At 42.1% G+C, this 15,478-nt stretch carries 14 protein-coding genes and 1 pseudogene; 4 read left to right on the top strand and 11 right to left on the bottom strand.

Translation table 11 applies throughout. The features are described from left to right. Positions 1 to 327: 327 nt before the first annotated feature. The 6 genes from WH96_RS17675 to WH96_RS17700 form a co-directional block, all read right to left on the bottom strand. Positions 328 to 1,053: an arginyltransferase gene (locus WH96_RS17675; protein ID WP_047765564.1), complete on the bottom strand. Its 726-nt coding sequence runs from the start codon at positions 1,051 to 1,053 to the stop codon at positions 328 to 330. Between the two features lie 142 nt (positions 1,054 to 1,195). Further along, on the bottom strand, positions 1,196 to 1,978 hold the full coding sequence (locus WH96_RS17680; RefSeq protein WP_047765565.1) for a phosphatase PAP2 family protein: 783 nt from the start codon (positions 1,976 to 1,978) through the stop codon (positions 1,196 to 1,198). A gap of 172 nt (positions 1,979 to 2,150) precedes the next feature. Beyond that, positions 2,151 to 2,657 carry an RDD family protein gene (locus WH96_RS17685; RefSeq protein ID WP_047765566.1) on the bottom strand — a complete coding sequence of 169 codons (507 nt, stop codon included), beginning with the start codon at positions 2,655 to 2,657 and terminating at the stop codon, positions 2,151 to 2,153. A 114-nt stretch (positions 2,658 to 2,771) separates the two neighbouring features. Then, positions 2,772 to 3,737, bottom strand: a complete 966-nt coding sequence (motB, locus tag WH96_RS17690) for a flagellar motor protein MotB (protein WP_047765567.1) — start codon at positions 3,735 to 3,737, stop codon at positions 2,772 to 2,774. 77 nt (positions 3,738 to 3,814) lie between these two features. Next, positions 3,815 to 4,678: a flagellar motor stator protein MotA gene (gene motA, locus WH96_RS17695; protein ID WP_047765568.1), complete on the bottom strand. Its 864-nt coding sequence runs from the start codon at positions 4,676 to 4,678 to the stop codon at positions 3,815 to 3,817. 123 nt (positions 4,679 to 4,801) lie between these two features. Further along, positions 4,802 to 5,719, bottom strand: a complete 918-nt coding sequence (locus WH96_RS17700; protein WP_047765569.1) for a DMT family transporter — start codon at positions 5,717 to 5,719, stop codon at positions 4,802 to 4,804. 281 nt (positions 5,720 to 6,000) lie between these two features. Here WH96_RS17700 and WH96_RS17705 point away from each other — a divergent pair, with 281 nt between their 5' ends. Next, positions 6,001 to 6,480, top strand: coding sequence for a flavin reductase family protein (locus tag WH96_RS17705; RefSeq protein ID WP_047765570.1), 480 nt, complete (start codon positions 6,001 to 6,003; stop codon positions 6,478 to 6,480). A gap of 17 nt (positions 6,481 to 6,497) precedes the next feature. Here the strand turns inward: WH96_RS17705 and WH96_RS17710 are convergent. From WH96_RS17710 to WH96_RS17725, 4 genes and pseudogenes are all read right to left on the bottom strand, one after another. Beyond that, positions 6,498 to 7,688, bottom strand: a pseudogene (locus tag WH96_RS17710) (trans-sulfuration enzyme family protein). A 13-nt stretch (positions 7,689 to 7,701) separates the two neighbouring features. Continuing rightward, positions 7,702 to 8,094 (bottom strand): HdeA/HdeB family chaperone, encoded by a 393-nt coding sequence (locus WH96_RS17715; protein ID WP_162200169.1) that lies wholly within the window; start codon positions 8,092 to 8,094, stop codon positions 7,702 to 7,704. A 56-nt stretch (positions 8,095 to 8,150) separates the two neighbouring features. Next, positions 8,151 to 9,371 carry a threonine ammonia-lyase gene (locus tag WH96_RS17720; protein ID WP_047765572.1) on the bottom strand — a complete coding sequence of 407 codons (1,221 nt, stop codon included), beginning with the start codon at positions 9,369 to 9,371 and terminating at the stop codon, positions 8,151 to 8,153. Positions 9,372 to 9,395: 24 nt separating this feature from the next. After that, positions 9,396 to 11,702: a penicillin acylase family protein gene (locus WH96_RS17725; RefSeq protein WP_053006117.1), complete on the bottom strand. Its 2,307-nt coding sequence runs from the start codon at positions 11,700 to 11,702 to the stop codon at positions 9,396 to 9,398. A 283-nt stretch (positions 11,703 to 11,985) separates the two neighbouring features. On the opposite strand from WH96_RS17725, the gene WH96_RS17730 reads away from it, so the two are divergent. After that, positions 11,986 to 12,921, top strand: coding sequence for a cation diffusion facilitator family transporter (locus tag WH96_RS17730; RefSeq protein ID WP_047765573.1), 936 nt, complete (start codon positions 11,986 to 11,988; stop codon positions 12,919 to 12,921). 16 nt (positions 12,922 to 12,937) lie between these two features. Here WH96_RS17730 and WH96_RS17735 read toward each other — a convergent pair whose 3' ends face one another. Continuing rightward, positions 12,938 to 13,828, bottom strand: coding sequence for a LysR family transcriptional regulator (locus tag WH96_RS17735; protein WP_047765574.1), 891 nt, complete (start codon positions 13,826 to 13,828; stop codon positions 12,938 to 12,940). A 108-nt stretch (positions 13,829 to 13,936) separates the two neighbouring features. Between WH96_RS17735 and WH96_RS17740 the strand changes: the two genes are divergently transcribed. After that, on the top strand, positions 13,937 to 14,797 hold the full coding sequence (locus WH96_RS17740) for a phytanoyl-CoA dioxygenase family protein (protein WP_047765575.1): 861 nt from the start codon (positions 13,937 to 13,939) through the stop codon (positions 14,795 to 14,797). 25 nt (positions 14,798 to 14,822) lie between these two features. Further along, positions 14,823 to 15,431 carry an HD domain-containing protein gene (locus WH96_RS17745; protein ID WP_047765576.1) on the top strand — a complete coding sequence of 203 codons (609 nt, stop codon included), beginning with the start codon at positions 14,823 to 14,825 and terminating at the stop codon, positions 15,429 to 15,431. Positions 15,432 to 15,478: the final 47 nt, after the last annotated feature.

The following is a 15,478-nucleotide window of genomic DNA, read 5'->3' on the forward strand; positions in this document are numbered from 1 at the left end:
GTTAAAAACTTTCTACGATTCATTAAAATTGTCTCCCTGCTGAGATATTTCCAATTTAGGAATATTATGGATTAGTAACAAAAACGTGAGGCACAGAATAAGCAAGTTACTTCGCGAGCGCAATAAATCCTGTCATTTTACGGATAGTATTATTGCATAATGGCACTTAAATTTATGCATAACCTATATATAACAATTGGATAAGGTAAATTTATCATCAAATAGGCCCTGAAGTATCTATTCCTATACCCTCAGAAAATTAAAAAGCCACCGGTAAAAAACAAATAAAGAGTATAAAAATGGATTATCTCAGTCCTAAGTAAAGTCTCAGAGATCTGAAGAAAGAGATAACTCTGTCCAGGCACCGCCTTGGAAAGCTTCGAGCGGGGTGAATTTGGATTTGTATGCCATCTTTTGAGATTCTTTAATCCAATATCCCAAATAGAGATAATGGAGCTTTCTGCGTCTAGCTTCATCCAAAAGCCACAAGATCATGTAACTCCCAAGACCTTTGTCAGATTGGCGAATATCAAAGAAGCTATAAACGGCGGAAACTCCATCATAAACCCAGTCAACCAAACAGGCTGAAACGAGGCTGTTATCTACAGCTCTGAATTCTATAATCTCTGAATCAATAGGACTGGTTTCAATCATATCCTTATAATCATCCCAGGACATATCGCTCATATCACCATCGCTATGGCGTTGCTGTACATAGGAACGAAAGAGACCAAACTGTTCCTCTGTCGCGACGGCTTTATAGGCTTTAGCTTCTAGGGGTTGATTTTTATTCCAAATCCGTCGTTGAGATTTTGTCATCCTATAATTGTCGACACGAACACGGACAGAAAGACAATAGTCAGGATTGTTATAGATAGGACGATAGAGATAATTATGACTGCGTCTGAAGCCAGCTTTTATAAGTAAATCGTATTGCTGAATAGCTTCATGATTTGAAAATTCGGTAACCAGCTTTCGTTCTTCTTCACCTTCTTTATAAGGGCAAGGCGCAGGAGGCGTTGTGAAGAAGAGTTGCGGTTTTGTGAATACCATATATCAAACACTATAATTATCGACTTTGATCGATTAAAGAATAAAGAGGCCAAAGAATAAACAGGACCGCTGCACATGGTCAACGGTCCTGATATTAACATTTCAAAAACTTATTCCAGTTTTATCTTCTGTAAATTTAATCTCAAGCTAATTTTCGAGCCAACTTAACAAAGGGAAGTGTCAGCGCAGTTGGTAAATTCAGAACTAAAACGTCGGCCAGTGTATTCAAAAAGCTTTCCGTCCAGCGAATTGCAGGAATCGTAAAAGTTAAAGCCATAATTGGAAGAATATGAATTGCACCGCCAACAAGCAGATCAGATAACCAGTGTGCACCAGCAACGGCACGGGCAGTGCCACCCAAAATAGCAATTGGCAAAGCGAGCCAGAAATATTTACGGCCTATCGCAAAATAGAAAAAGAAACCATAAATCCCGGCCACAACAGCATGATTCCCAGGGAAACTGTCATCGGCACTTACTTTAGCTTCTAGCCATGGAACCAGCTCATTCAAATTATTGAAAGTGTCGCTGAAAATTAAAGAAGGGCTGAGAGACTCATAGGATCTGAAAGCATGTTTGGCGAAATAGACACCAACAACAATACCAATACCCATCACCAGCATATGACTTAAACGGAGGCTAAGAGGCCTGCTACGATCACCGATAACATACCAAAGGCATGGGATCGCCATGATAAGTCCATTCAATTTGTCAAATACTGGCGTATTTGTTGCTGCCCAAAAGATCTGCCAGGGCTCTCCCCAAGTCAAAGTAGCATTAACTGCCCAAAAGAAATCGACACTTACAGCGTGCCAAAGTTCACTTGTCGGTGCCCAGATATACGAAAGTCCGATAAGAACAGCCAAAGCGATTAAAATGGTCAGTTTTTTAACCTGCCACTCTGTTCCAAGAAGTTCACGCTGCATTTTTGTTTTTCTCAATAGTAATCTGATAAAAATTCCACGTCTTTATTACCGAGAAAAACCCGATAAGACCAGATGAAAAGGTGACAGATTTATTAAGCGGTAATAAGGCTAAATTATGGAGGTACAGGAACTTGGTGATCTTCGTCGATATGAGATGATAATCAAGTCAGAATTATCTTAAAATTTCATCAATCGTAGCTTCGGGAATTTCGTCGTTCACAACGATCGTATTGGTCAAAAGATCGTGTAGAGTTCTTTTTTCATCATTGAAAAAAACAACAAGCAGAACCAAAAAGCTTGTTGCCGGAACAGTCAGATAAAAAATAATTGTGGTCAATAGAGCATGAACCAGAGTTACTGGTTTTCTGTCCATGGTGATCATCTTGATCCCCATTGCATTCATGCCCGGTGTCGCCCCTTGTTGAGACAAAAAATAACTGTGATAAAGCAGGGGAAGAAAGGATAATAAAGCGAGCAGGGGCGAGAGAATTCCAAAAGAGAGGATCGTTAGCATAAAAGTAATGAAGCCAGCGATAAGTCCTAAGACAACGAGAATAATGAAATCAATGATATAGGCAAAGCAGCGATCAAAGAGAACACCCCTTGTATCTGATGGGCGAATGCCAAATCTTAGTTTTTGCGCTACTTTATTAAAGCCTACGGCTTGTGCATCTGTCATTCTATATAAATAAGAGGATCTGAGGCACAATACAAGATTTACTCGGCAAGATTAACACAACAAGACTTATTTTCTACTATGATGTAGCCCCATACGATTTATAGCAGTATCTTTCTATGTTGGGTCCGATGTGATGCTATTAACATCAATAGTTTTCCCTTGATCCATCTTTTTCTTTAAAACTTCATCGTTATCTTTCAAAAGGATAATCGAAATTCGTCTGTTGATCTCAGCCGTTGGATTCTCCTTATCAAAAGGTTCCGTTGCAGCCAAACCTTCAACAGATGAAACACGATCAGTTGCTAAGCCAGCATTGATAAGGGCACGCCGGCTGGCATTTGCCCGCTCAGAAGAAAGCTCCCAGTTTGTATAGCCGTTGGCTGTTTTATAAGGTGTTGCATCAGTATGCCCCTTAATTGCGATCTGCTGATCGATATCCTTAATCGCATCAGCAACCAACCCTAAAATCTTTTCCGTGTGATCAAGCATATTCGAAGCGCCACTCGGGAACATTGATGTACCATTTTGATCAACTAGTTGTATCCTCAGTCCGTCCGGCGTTCTATCAATAAGCAGATTCTCTTCCAACCCGGCAAGATCCGAGTTATCCGCAATTGCAGTTTTCAAAGCAACAGCCGTTTCTTCAAACTGTTTTTGTTCTTGTTCGCGTCGAAATTCTTCCAATTGTTCTTCGTCCGCTTTGCCTTCGCCTTTTAAAGGATCTTTTTCTGCATTGGGATCAACTTCATCGCTTTCTTCTTCCGGTGGCAACTGCATTTGCACACCAATGCTTGAAAAGTCAGAAACCAAGGCACCGTCTGCGGAAATTGATCGGCCGCCTAATAATCCATCTGATCCACTTGTTGCTTTTGAAATATTGGAAGAGGGGGCAAAATAATCGGCGATGCCGAGTTTTTGTTCTTCTGTCGTCGCATTCAATAACCAGAGAAGAAGAAAAAAGGCCATCATTGCAGTCACAAAGTCAGCGTAGGCAACTTTCCAGGCGCCACCATGATGTCCACCGTGTCCACCTTTCTTGACCTTTTTTATTATAACTTCGCCTTGAGCTTCCTCAGCCATTGTTCTTTTCCAGATTAACTAGCTTTAAAATTGATATATGAAAATTTAGGTGAAATTATGAACCTTGATCAAAGCTCTTAACCCGGCGCGGGAAGTTCATTGGCAGCTTCTTCTACTTCATAAAAACTTGGTCGAACGTGAGACATAAGTGTTTTCCGGGCATATTCCACGGAAACCGTCGGGGCATTACCTGCCATATGAGCAAGTAAACCCGCTTTCAAGCATTCGTAATATCTGGAATCTTCTTCTGCAACTTTTGTAAAAGCAGAAGCCATAGGTGACACAAAACCATAAGCAGCAAGGATACCCGAGAAGGTTCCCACAAGTGCAGCGCCAATAAGTTTACCCAAAACTTCAGGAGGCTCACTAATAGAACCCATTGTATGAATAACCCCAAGAACCGCAGCCACAATCCCTAGAGCCGGAAGACCGTCTCCCAATCCAGCAAGGGCGCCACCAACGTTGGCGTCTTCCAAATGGTGTACCTCTAGCTCCTGATCCATCAAACCTTCTATTTCGTGAGGGTTATCAGCCCCGAGACTCATTAAACGAAGATAATCACAGACAAAAGAAACTGCATGATGATCGCCATGAAACTTTGGAAATTGGGAAAAGAGAGCAGATTCTTCAGGGTTCTCGACATGCTGCTCAAGAGCCAACATACCTTTGGTCTTGGCCAATTTGTAAATCTGATATTGCAAGCAAAGAAGTTCTAGAAAATCTTCTTTTTTGTATGCCGGACCTTTAATCATACGACCAAAAGCAGAACCAATTCCTTTTAGTGTGGCTTTCGAGTTTGCACAAACCGTAGCCCCCATACCAGCACCAAGGATGATTACAAATTCAAAAGGTTGCCAAAGAACCCCCATGTGTCCGCCGCCGGCCATATATCCACCGACAACACACGCACATACAACGATGAGACCTACAATAACTGTCATGACAGAAGTTCGATTCCTGATTAAAACCTATATTTCACATCATCACGGAATAAGGTTAACAAGTCGTAATTATCTGTAAAAACTAGTTAAATAATCCTCAAATTTTATATGAATATTTTGATCTTAGCTAAAACGTCTGTGTTTTCGAAGAAGCATTGGTAAAATTTCAACCATTAAAATAGCACTTAAAATGAGAGAACAGCCAATCATACCGTTAATTTCCAGCCTTTCACCCAGTATCAATGCCCCTGCAATGGCTGCAAAAACGGTTTCCATACTTAAAATCAAGGCTGCATCAGCGGGTTGTGTATGAGATTGCCCTACAACTTGAAGCGTAAAGGCAATACCCACAGATAGAATACCGGCATAGGCAATAAACCAGAAGGCATCTTTGAGTATTTCGAGGGTTAAGGTTTCCATGACACCAGCAAACACGGCAGCAATTATTGCCGAAACTACAAACTGGATTGCAGCAAGGGTTAAGGGCATAGTTGTGCGCGCGGCTACCAATCCGACCAAGAGAACGTGCAGTCCCCAGAAAATGGTCGAAGTCAGAATAAGCGCATCCCCATATCCCAGCTGCAAACTTGAATCGACGCCACTTATAAGCGTTGTCCCTGAAAATGAACATGCAATAGCAATCCAGGTAATCCAGTGTGGCTTTTTGCGGAAAATAATCAGGCCAAGCAACGGAACCATCGGAACATAGAGAGCTGTTAAGAAGCCAGCATTGGTAACACTCGTATGAATAATACCATATTGCTGGATGATTGTTGCCGTGAAAAGTATGACACCAATCATAATCATCAAACATAAATCTTTTTTTGTAACAACCCAAAAAGATTTATGTTCAAGTGTTTTTTTCTTTTTTTGCCATTCTCTTATAGCCAGTGGCAAAACAACAAGAAATCCAAGAAGAAACCGTGTTGAAGTGAAACTCATTGGGCCAATAATATCCATCGATACATGCTGGACAACAAACGTTGACCCCCAGATTGCCGCAGCAACTAACAACACAAGATTGGCTTGAATACGAGACATGACCTTTGAACTCACTACTACACTTCAACAAGTAAAACTGTTCCTCTATCGGCTTTTACATAAGCTTACAAGCAAGACAATTCAGAGAAACAAACTTTGGCGAGAATTGAGAAGATGACATAAAAAAAGAGGTCGCTTTCAGAATACTTTAGCGTTTTTGTAGGTAATGTGAACGGGAATACAAAAATTCAGTTGTTTTCCGTATTACTTTGTTTGTAGGGTGCCGTTACGCCTATCAAGGCAAGAAATACAGAATAATTTAATATATAGAGTACTCGGTAATGGCTTTTAACTCTAATGAGTTTCGCAAAGTTTTAGGTAATTTTACGACTGGTGTGACTGTTGTCACAACGCGAGATAAATCAGGCATCCCCCACGGGTTGACTGCTAACTCATTTTCTTCTGTTTCACTTGAACCGCCTTTGATTTTGTTCTGTATTGATAAGCGATCAAACTGTCTGCCAGCTTTCAATGAAGCTGACGCCTTTGCCATTAATATTTTAACTGACGGGCAAAAAGATATCTCGGATCGGTTTGCTTTTTCCGAAGAACGTTGGGAAGGTGTTAAAACACGTTCATTGGAAACTGGAGTGCCCATACTGGAAGGCTGTCTGGCTAATCTGGACTGTACGGTGCACGCGCAATATGACGCAGGCGATCATATTATCATTGTCGGTAAAGTTGAAGATACGCTTATCCAAAATGAAGGTGATCCACTGCTGTATTTTCGTGGAAAATATCGCGGCGTTCATATCGAGTGAAATATTAATATTTCCTTTTAAGTTGCTATGTTTAAACAATTAAATGCATATTCCAGATCGTTAATTAAATCATCCACATCTTCAACTCCAACAGATAATCTGATAAGATTATCTGTTATACCGATTACTTGTCTGTGTTCAGGTGAGACGGCAGCATGGGTCATGGAAGCGGGATGTTCAACCAGGCTCTCTACACCGCCCAAACTAACCGCGAGGGCAAAGAGTTCAACTCGTTCCAGAAAACGTTTACTCTCTTCCAGCCCGCCTTTGAGCGTGAAACTTACGATACCACCGCCAGACTTCATTTGTTGCTTACAGAGTGTATGTTGAGGATGACTTGGTAGTCCAGGGTACCACACCGTTTCAACCTGATCCTGTTTTTCCAGAAAACTCGCAATTTCGAGCGCATTATGACAATGACGTTCCATCCGTAATGCCAATGTTTTTAAGCCTCTGAGCGCCAGAAAAGAATCAAAGGGTCCTTGAATGGCCCCCAACGCGTTTTGTAAATACTTTATCTTCTCACATAGTTCAGCATTTTCCCCGACAACAAGAATGCCCCCAATCATATCTGAGTGGCCGTTCAGATATTTGGTTGCTGAATGCATAACCATATCAATGCCCAACTCTAGCGGGCGTTGGACCCAAGGAGAGCAGAAAGTATTATCGCAAACAGTAATAATGCCATGTTGCTTTGCAATGACCGCAATAGCCTGCAGATCAACCAACTGGAGGAGTGGATTAGTTGGTGTCTCAATCCAAATCATCTTTGTTTCCGGTTTTAACGCCGTAATTAAATTATCGATTGAGGTTAAATCGACAAAATCGATATCAAGTCCTGCAGAACGAGGGCGTACATCACGAAATAATCAGTGCGTTCCCCCATAAAGATCGTGCATAGCAATAACGTGAGAACCGCTATCCAGTATATCCAGCGCTGTACTTATCGCAGCCAAGCCAGATGCAAAAGCAAGACCTAAGTGACCGCTTTCCAAATCAGCAATACAGCGCTCATATGCCTGTCGCGTCGGATTTTCTGTGCGACTGTACATATAGCCTTTGTTTGTCCCTAAACCATCCTGCACATAAGTTGACGTTGCATAAATTGGTTGCATGATAGCCCCTGTACTTGGATCAGGTTCTTGACCTGCATGAATTGTACGGGTTGCAAAAGAAAGTCGGTTTGGTCTTTTGGGGTTATCAAACATTATGAGGCTTCACTTATGATGATTTTAAGTTGCTAACAATTTGAAACACTGCCTTTTCCGGATTGTTTTGACAAGACGTTAAGGTGATCTCCAAGAGAAGTTCTATCGCTTCCTGATCAAAGATCGGCTTTTGCTGAGCACCAGTAATATAACCATCAAGCCAGAAGGCAAAAGTCATCAAATCATCTTCATCAGCAAAAGCAGAACAGGGAACCTCTTTGAAGCTTGGCTCTGAAGAAATTGCTTGATTATTAAAAACAAAAAAAGCCGACAAATATACGACGGCAATTATTTTACTCTGGTGGTTTTGGTTAGGTTGATTTTTGTTGTGGTGATATTGTCTGTGATTGTTCTTCATTACGAATATCCTTTCAAAAATTGAAAGGATACCGTTGATAACTGACAAGATACTGATTGAAAAAGGGGCTTTTTGCCCCCTTTAGTTTAGATCAACAATATGATTTAATCAGTTGATCTGGAAGATAAAATTCTTGTTGCGATACCCATTTCCTTCAGGCATTCCACAATTTCATCAACATGTTCGCTATCACGGGTCTCTATAATAAAATCAATTTCGACCATCTTTGCGGGCACATCATAAAAATGTCTCTGGTGCATTACATCGATAATGTTGCCGCGGGCTTTGCCTATTTCACTCGAAATCTTGGCGAGAAGACCAGGCTGATCAACCATTTCTGTTCTAATTCGAACCAAACGACCATCACGCATAAGACCGCGCATCAACAAACCAGACAACATACGCGCATCAATATTACCGCCACAGATAACTGTCGCAATTTTTTTACCTTTGAATTTTTCCGGGTTATTCAAAATTGCTGCAACCCCTGTTGCCCCGGCACCTTCTGAAACAACTTTTTGCTCTTCTACAAGGGTCAGGATAGCTGTTTCGATCTGACTTTCATCGACCAGAAAAATATCTTCGACCAATTTATCAATGATCTCACGAGTAATGATACCGGGTTCTTTAACCGCGATGCCATCAGCCATTGTTGATCCGCCAGAGGTCGCAGGTTGATGTTTTATGGCCTGAGACATAGAGGGAAACAAGTTTGCTTCGACACCATACAGTTTGACACCAGGATTAATTGCATTTGCAGCCAGTGAGATACCAGACAGAATACCGCCGCCGCCAATAGGAACAATAATTGCGTCCAGATCGGGTTGTTCTTCCAGCATTTCCAAACCAATCGTTCCCTGACCGGCAATCACGTGCTCATCGTCGTAAGGGTGAACAAAGGTCAATCCGTCTTTTGCAACGATTTCATCAACAACTTTGCGAGAATCGTCTAGCGTTTCTCCTGAAAGGATAACCTTGGCACCCAAAGCACGGGTACGTTCAATTTTACTAAAGGGAGCCGTTTCCGGCATAACAATTGTGGCTGGTATTCCCATACGATTGGCGTGTAAAGCAACACCTTGCGCATGATTGCCCGCAGACATGGCAATCACACCTTTTTCTTTTTGTGCATCCGTCAAATTCTTAATGCGATAAAGTGCACCACGATCTTTAAACGATCCGCTAAACTGCTGGCTTTCCAATTTAAGGTAGAGCTCGCAACCAAGTATTTTAGAGAGCCGCTTTGCATGAACAAAGGGTGTTCTAACCACTTCACCACGTATTTCATCCGCCGCTTGGCGAATATCTTCAATTGTTACTGTCACCCTATCAATCCTAATATTTTTTATTTAGTTTTCGTTTGTATTCTTTGCATTCAACGTTAAGCGTTGAACTTTGTTTTCTGTGCTTGTGCCATCCAGTTTTACATAATTTCCATCACGCCAACGTAATAGAAAATTACCATAAAACTTAGACAGTGGGTTACCCGATTGCCCCGTTGCGATTAAGAATCTTGAATTATCCAGATCATCAAGATCGTAAACAGCTCTGAAAGAGGGCCCGTGAACATTCGGAAAACGCCATAAACCGCCACTTTTCATGGAAGGACTTGCACGATTTATCGTGTCATGTCCACCGGGTGTGGCGATCTTTAGTTTTAATAGCTCACCTAAAATTGGAATTCTATCAAAAATTTGATGTTGAAAACTTGTTGAATGTAACTCTCCCCAAGAAAGATCATTTTTCTGTAGCGCATAATTAGAAGCAACTCGGCGCAGGCTTTCTGTCATCTGGGCGACACAGTTCTCTTCATTGGCGAGTTTTTCACCATATCGGCACCAGGAATCAGGTTTTGCAGACAATCGTCTTTGTAGCCTTAAGATATCTGGTGTTTGGAACGAACTGGCGTCTGTTGGAAGATTTCCAAAAGCGGCTTGATTTAGCCAATAGATCCAATGGTAGAAAATCACGGGTTCTGTTGCATTCAACGTTAACCGCCCATCCCAATCGGAAAGTTTTTGTTTTATAACCTCACTTTCTGGATCAACGGCAGGTGTCATTAATAATATGTCTAGAACCTCTAACGCGGCAATTGATAGCGTATCCATTTGAATTACCTGATTATCTTCGACGGATAGTTTATTACTTTTATCAAGCAGCTGATGTATGCGACGCGCACGATAGGAATTCGGCCAATCCTTTGCGACCAGATAGGGGTAATCGCCATCAACGAGCTTATTATTGGCTGTAACCAGTTTCTTATTTTGGGGATTTAAACTCTGCGGCAAATCCTTTTGCGGAATAATACCAATCCAGTCATTGTTTCCTGTCCAACCAGCAACGGGGTAACGGCCATCACCTTGATTACGAATAGGAACGCGTCCCGGTGCCATTAATTGGATATTGCCTTGGCGATCAGCCATAACCAATGTTTGTTGCGGAGAATGAAAATTTTGAACTGCACGCAAGAAATCATCTGAATTCTTCGCGTAATTAATATCATAAAGTGCCTGAGCCGTCAGATCGTCTTTGCGTAATGCAGTCCACGCTAGCGCCAAGAGATGACCGTCTGATTTATTACTGGAATTATTTAACGCGGATGACAGGATGGGACCATGACGTGATTTACGCACAGGAAACGCCTGAGAGGGCCGGTTTTTGATAAAAATTGTCTCGGTGTTTTCCTCAAAATTTTCATATCCTTCAGGTGTCAGATATTGATTAGGATTATCCGGATTGAGCTTTTCAATAAACAGATCCTGTGTGTCACCGTGCGTCGTTGTAAAACCCCAAGCGATATGATTGTTATGCCCAAGCACAAGAAAAGGAACACCGGGTGATGTTGCTCCGGCCCAGGTGTAATCCGGTGTTTCTATCCGTACCAAATACCAGGGCCCTGGCGCATCCAAAGCTAGATGTGGATCATTCGCCAGAATTGGTTTCCCTGTGATTGTTTTGTCGCCAGAAACAACCCATGCATTCGATGCATCTTTTGGTGCCAAAGACCAGGGTAGAGGATGTTTATCAGCAAAAATTTCTTTCTGAACAGCTTTTGACAAATCAAACTGCCGGATAATCGCCGGGTCTTTGTTATCCCCTGGCCAAAAGGCATCAATCTCTTCGACAGGAAGATGTTTTAAAAGCCTTTGGCGCAAGAGCTCAAGATTAAAATTATCGGAAAGCTGAAGTGCCATTAATCGTCCCCACAACAGGGAATCTGTCGGCTTCCATTCTTCAGGTTGATAATTTAACAAATGGAATTCTGGTGAAAGTATTGATGCGTGATTGTCGATATACTCATTAACGCCATCACTATAGGATTTAAAGGCATTTTGTACTCGGATAGGTAACGCTGCATAATTTGCTTCAACGAGTTCTCTAAACCCTAATGTCCGCATAAACCGATCAATATTAAGAGTTGCTTCTCCAACCACTTCTGATAAACGGCCAGAGCCTGCTCGCCGCATAAAATCCATCTGCCAAAGCCTGTCTTGGGCGTGAACAAAGCCAAGTGCATGATAAGCATCATTTGGATTTTGAGCTCTGATGGTTACCAGTCCGTTTGCATCGCGAATAACGTCGACCTTTTCCTGCAAGTTATCCATTTGGATGCTACCTGTTAGTTGCGGCAGAGAGCCACGCAACCAAAAGAACATTCCTGATCCCAAAAGCAACACGCAAAGAAACAAACCAGCAAGACAGAAAAAGAGGGGTTTAATTTTACTTTTAATTCTATTGGACATCATAAATCCGCACGAAAAAACAAATAAAACCAGATAGCCAAAGCTAGATAACCAAAGAAGGTGATTGAACCTTCTCATATGTTGCTTATTATGTCGCATCTTATTTGATTTTTATAACAAGAACCGAACCAAGTCATACAACCGGACCCACAACAATAACCGGCCTAGAACTTGATCATGATTAAAGGGAAAAGACATGGCCGGGAATTCATCCAAAATGGTAATTTTTGCTGCAATGGCCGGAAATGGTCTGATTGCGATAACCAAGGCGATTGCAGCGGCTTATACGGGTAGCTCTGCAATGTTCAGCGAAGCAATCCACTCTGCCGTTGATACTGGCAATCAAGGTCTTTTGCTTTACGGATTACACCGTGCAAAACGTTCCCCTGATGAGAGACATCCTTATGGATATGGCCGTGAGCTATATTTCTGGGCTTTTGTGGTTGCCTTATTGGTTTTTGCTATTGGTTCCGGCGTTTCCATATACGAAGGTATCCATAAAATTATGGAACCAGAACCCATACAAAACCCAATGATCAACTTTGTTGTCCTCGGCGCTGCTCTGATATTTGAAGGTGCAGCTTGGTATATCGCCTTTAAAGAATTCAAAACCTCCGTTAAAGGTCGAAATTATTTTGCGGCCGTTGCTGCAAGTAAGGATCCGTCAATTTTTGCCGTTTTGCTTGAAGATTCGGCTGCCATGTTGGGGCTTATGGTTGCCTTGATAGGATTAAGCTTGGGGCTGTGGTTGGATATTCCTGAACTTGATGGTGTTGCATCCGTCGTTATTGGTATTTTGCTTGCTGCCATCGCATGGGTTTTAGCATATGAAACAAAGGGGCTTTTAATCGGCGAGGGGGCAGATCCGGAAATTGAGAAATCGATCCGTCGCATTATTGCCCAGCATTCCCAAGTTCTCAGAACCAATGAAATTCTTTCGTTGCAAAATGGTCCAATGGATATTCTTGTCACTCTCTCCCTGGACTTTAAAGATGATGTAACATCGCAAGATCTGGAAAATGTTATTTCCAAAATGGAGCGACAGATCAGAACAACACATGCGGATGTCCGTAAAGTTTTTATCGAGGCACAGAGCTGGCGAGCACATAACAGAGCTGCAAACAATAATTAATGAGTGAGCAATTTAATTACGTTCTGCCCTTTGAAAGTTCTGACTTAAGCCATTTTTGAAAGATAAGGGCAGAAGATTTGATGCTTTGTGCCAAGGGATTAAACAGATAGTAGTGTTGAAGCCCCGCAACCTGAAAGTTGTCCAGGCAAGGAACTAACCCGTTACTTTCCACCAGTACGTCACTAACGGGGGACCTTGCCAAGGCAATACCATATCCGGCCCCTGACATGGCAAGGGCTGTCACCGTGTTATCTGTGAAACGGTAATCTGCGGATAAATCCCCGTCAACACGGGACCCCAATACTTGCATCCAACCACTTTGGTGAGTTGAAACTTCAATTAGGCGATGTTTGAGGAAATCTGCGGGTTCATTGATCTGTTTCGCAATGTCAGGTGTGGCGACGGGAATAATTGTTTCCCCAATCAAGCGTTCTGCATTTTCTGGAAAATCTGTGGCTGATCCAAACGCAACCTGAAGATCAGGTCGACTGCGGTGAAAGTCATCAGGTGTATTGCCACAGGTAATCTGTAAATGAATATCAGGATACAGGTCCTCAAATTCTTTCAAACGTTCTGGTAACCATCCGCAGGCAAAAAGGTATAAAACCTGCACCACTAAAGTTTCTGATTCTTTTGGCCCAAAAAGCGCCACGGCCGTTGTTTCCATTGAGGAAAGAGATTGTTGTACGATGGGTAAGAAAGCACGGCCTTCATCTGTTAAACTCACACTATGAGCACCGCGCTTAAAAAGTGCCTTTCCCAGATATCCTTCCAGCGATTTTATCTGCTGACTGACTGCGGGCGGGCTCATATTTAAAAACTTCGCGGCTTGGGCAAAGCTTTCTATTCTTGCCGCTGTTTCAAATACGCGCAGCCAATTCAGTGATGGAATTCGTCTAATTGTCATAATTTCAGAATAAGCTGAGCTTATTCTGAAATGCAATATATATAACTTTATTTATCCCTTCCAAACGAACCAAAATGAACTCTGAATTTAAGGAGAGGCAAAGATTGAATGGGAAAACACTTAACGCTTGAACAAATCATCACCTATCAAGAACAGGGATATCTTTTACCGCTTGATCTTTTTTCACTAACAGAAGCTCTTGATTACAGAAAAGAGATAGAAAATATTGAAGCTCAATATAAGGACGGCGTCGGAGAATACCCTCTTAATCAGTTCTTTCGCATTAATGGCCAAATCGTTATCCCCTTGTTGGCCCAAATAGCCCAAACACCAAAACTTTTGGATGCGGTTGAAGACATATTAGGGCCAGATCTTTTAATTTGGTCCTGTGAACTCTTTATCAAAGAAGCAGGAACGGACAAAACTGTTTCCTGGCATCAAGACTTAACCTATTGGGGAATGGGCGAAACCGACGACGAAATTACGGCCTGGATTGCCTTTTCTGATGTTTCAAAAGAAGCCGGCTGTATGCGCTTTATTCCCGGATCCCATAAACAAAGAATTGTTCCGCATTACGATACATTTAATGAGGATAATTTGCTGTCTCGTGGACAGGAAATTGCTGTTGACGTTAATGAAGATGATGCAGTTTATGATGAACTGAAGCCTGGACAAATGTCCTTGCATCACGGGCGGTTATTCCATGCATCAGGGCCTAACAAATCAAGCGACCGACGTATCGGAATGGCCATACGATTTGTCACACCGGGTATAGAACATAGTAGCGAAAACAAAGACTTTGGCATGCTTGTACGCGGAACGGACAAACAGGGAAACTGGATCAATGTTGCGCCGCCAGTTCAGCTTTTTGGAGCCAACGAACTCAAACTTTATAATGAAATACTGACACAGCAATCGTCAACTCTAACAGCAGGTGCAGAACAGACTGTTGGCCTCTATAATAAATAGATATTCATCAAGAACGGGAATCACTATGGACGTTATTAATTTCACACAGATGAAAGACGGCACCAAAGAAGAATACGAGTTTTTGGCGCAAAAAGAAAAACCCTATTTGGCTCTCACGGCTGAAAGAGTGTTGTCAGAGTTGCGTCGGCAGGGCGAAGACTCGTTAACCGGATACAAAATAAACCGTTTGCAACATGGCCTACAATCCGCGACGCGGGCTTACCGTGACGGGGCTGATATCGATTGGGTTGTTGGTACCTTATTACATGATGTCGGGGATGGATTGGCTCCGCAAAACCATGACCGCTTTTCTGCCGAAGTAATACGCCCCTTTGTCAGGGATGAAGTGACGTGGGTTGTTGAGCATCATGGTATTTTTCAAATGTATTTCTACGCCCACCACTATGGTTGGGATGAAAACGCTCGGGATGAATTTAAAGATCATATCTATTACAAATCCTGTGCGGATTTTTGCGAAAGATGGGACCAAAGCTCGTTTGATCCGGATTATTCGATGGAGAGCCTGGATTTCTTTGTGCCAATGGTCGAAGAGGTCTTTTCCAGAAAAGCCTATGACCCTGCTGTTATTCAGGAAAATGTCGTAAAGGGGATTCCTGAAAAAGTTACAACATAATTTCGTCACTGATTAGATAGTATATTATCATGATCTGGTCTTGAATT

Origin of the sequence: Kiloniella spongiae (assembly GCF_001026905.1) — a bacterium.
Taxonomy (GTDB): domain Bacteria; phylum Pseudomonadota; class Alphaproteobacteria; order Kiloniellales; family Kiloniellaceae; genus Kiloniella; species Kiloniella spongiae.

What these genes read in the sequence shown, in the direction of transcription:
- WH96_RS17675 (WP_047765564.1), bottom strand. Translation starts at nt 1,053, where the DNA reads ATGGTATTCACAAAACCGCAACTCTTCTTCACAACGCCTCCTGCGCCT.
- WH96_RS17680 (WP_047765565.1), bottom strand. Translation starts at nt 1,978, where the DNA reads ATGCAGCGTGAACTTCTTGGAACAGAGTGGCAGGTTAAAAAACTGACC.
- WH96_RS17685 (WP_047765566.1), bottom strand. Translation starts at nt 2,657, where the DNA reads ATGACAGATGCACAAGCCGTAGGCTTTAATAAAGTAGCGCAAAAACTA.
- motB (WP_047765567.1), bottom strand. Translation starts at nt 3,737, where the DNA reads ATGGCTGAGGAAGCTCAAGGCGAAGTTATAATAAAAAAGGTCAAGAAA.
- motA (WP_047765568.1), bottom strand. Translation starts at nt 4,678, where the DNA reads ATGACAGTTATTGTAGGTCTCATCGTTGTATGTGCGTGTGTTGTCGGT.
- WH96_RS17700 (WP_047765569.1), bottom strand. Translation starts at nt 5,719, where the DNA reads ATGTCTCGTATTCAAGCCAATCTTGTGTTGTTAGTTGCTGCGGCAATC.
- WH96_RS17705 (WP_047765570.1), top strand. Translation starts at nt 6,001, where the DNA reads ATGGCTTTTAACTCTAATGAGTTTCGCAAAGTTTTAGGTAATTTTACG.
- WH96_RS17725 (WP_053006117.1), bottom strand. Translation starts at nt 11,702, where the DNA reads ATGTTCTTTTGGTTGCGTGGCTCTCTGCCGCAACTAACAGGTAGCATC.
- WH96_RS17730 (WP_047765573.1), top strand. Translation starts at nt 11,986, where the DNA reads ATGGCCGGGAATTCATCCAAAATGGTAATTTTTGCTGCAATGGCCGGA.
- WH96_RS17735 (WP_047765574.1), bottom strand. Translation starts at nt 13,828, where the DNA reads ATGACAATTAGACGAATTCCATCACTGAATTGGCTGCGCGTATTTGAA.
- WH96_RS17740 (WP_047765575.1), top strand. Translation starts at nt 13,937, where the DNA reads ATGGGAAAACACTTAACGCTTGAACAAATCATCACCTATCAAGAACAG.
- WH96_RS17745 (WP_047765576.1), top strand. Translation starts at nt 14,823, where the DNA reads ATGGACGTTATTAATTTCACACAGATGAAAGACGGCACCAAAGAAGAA.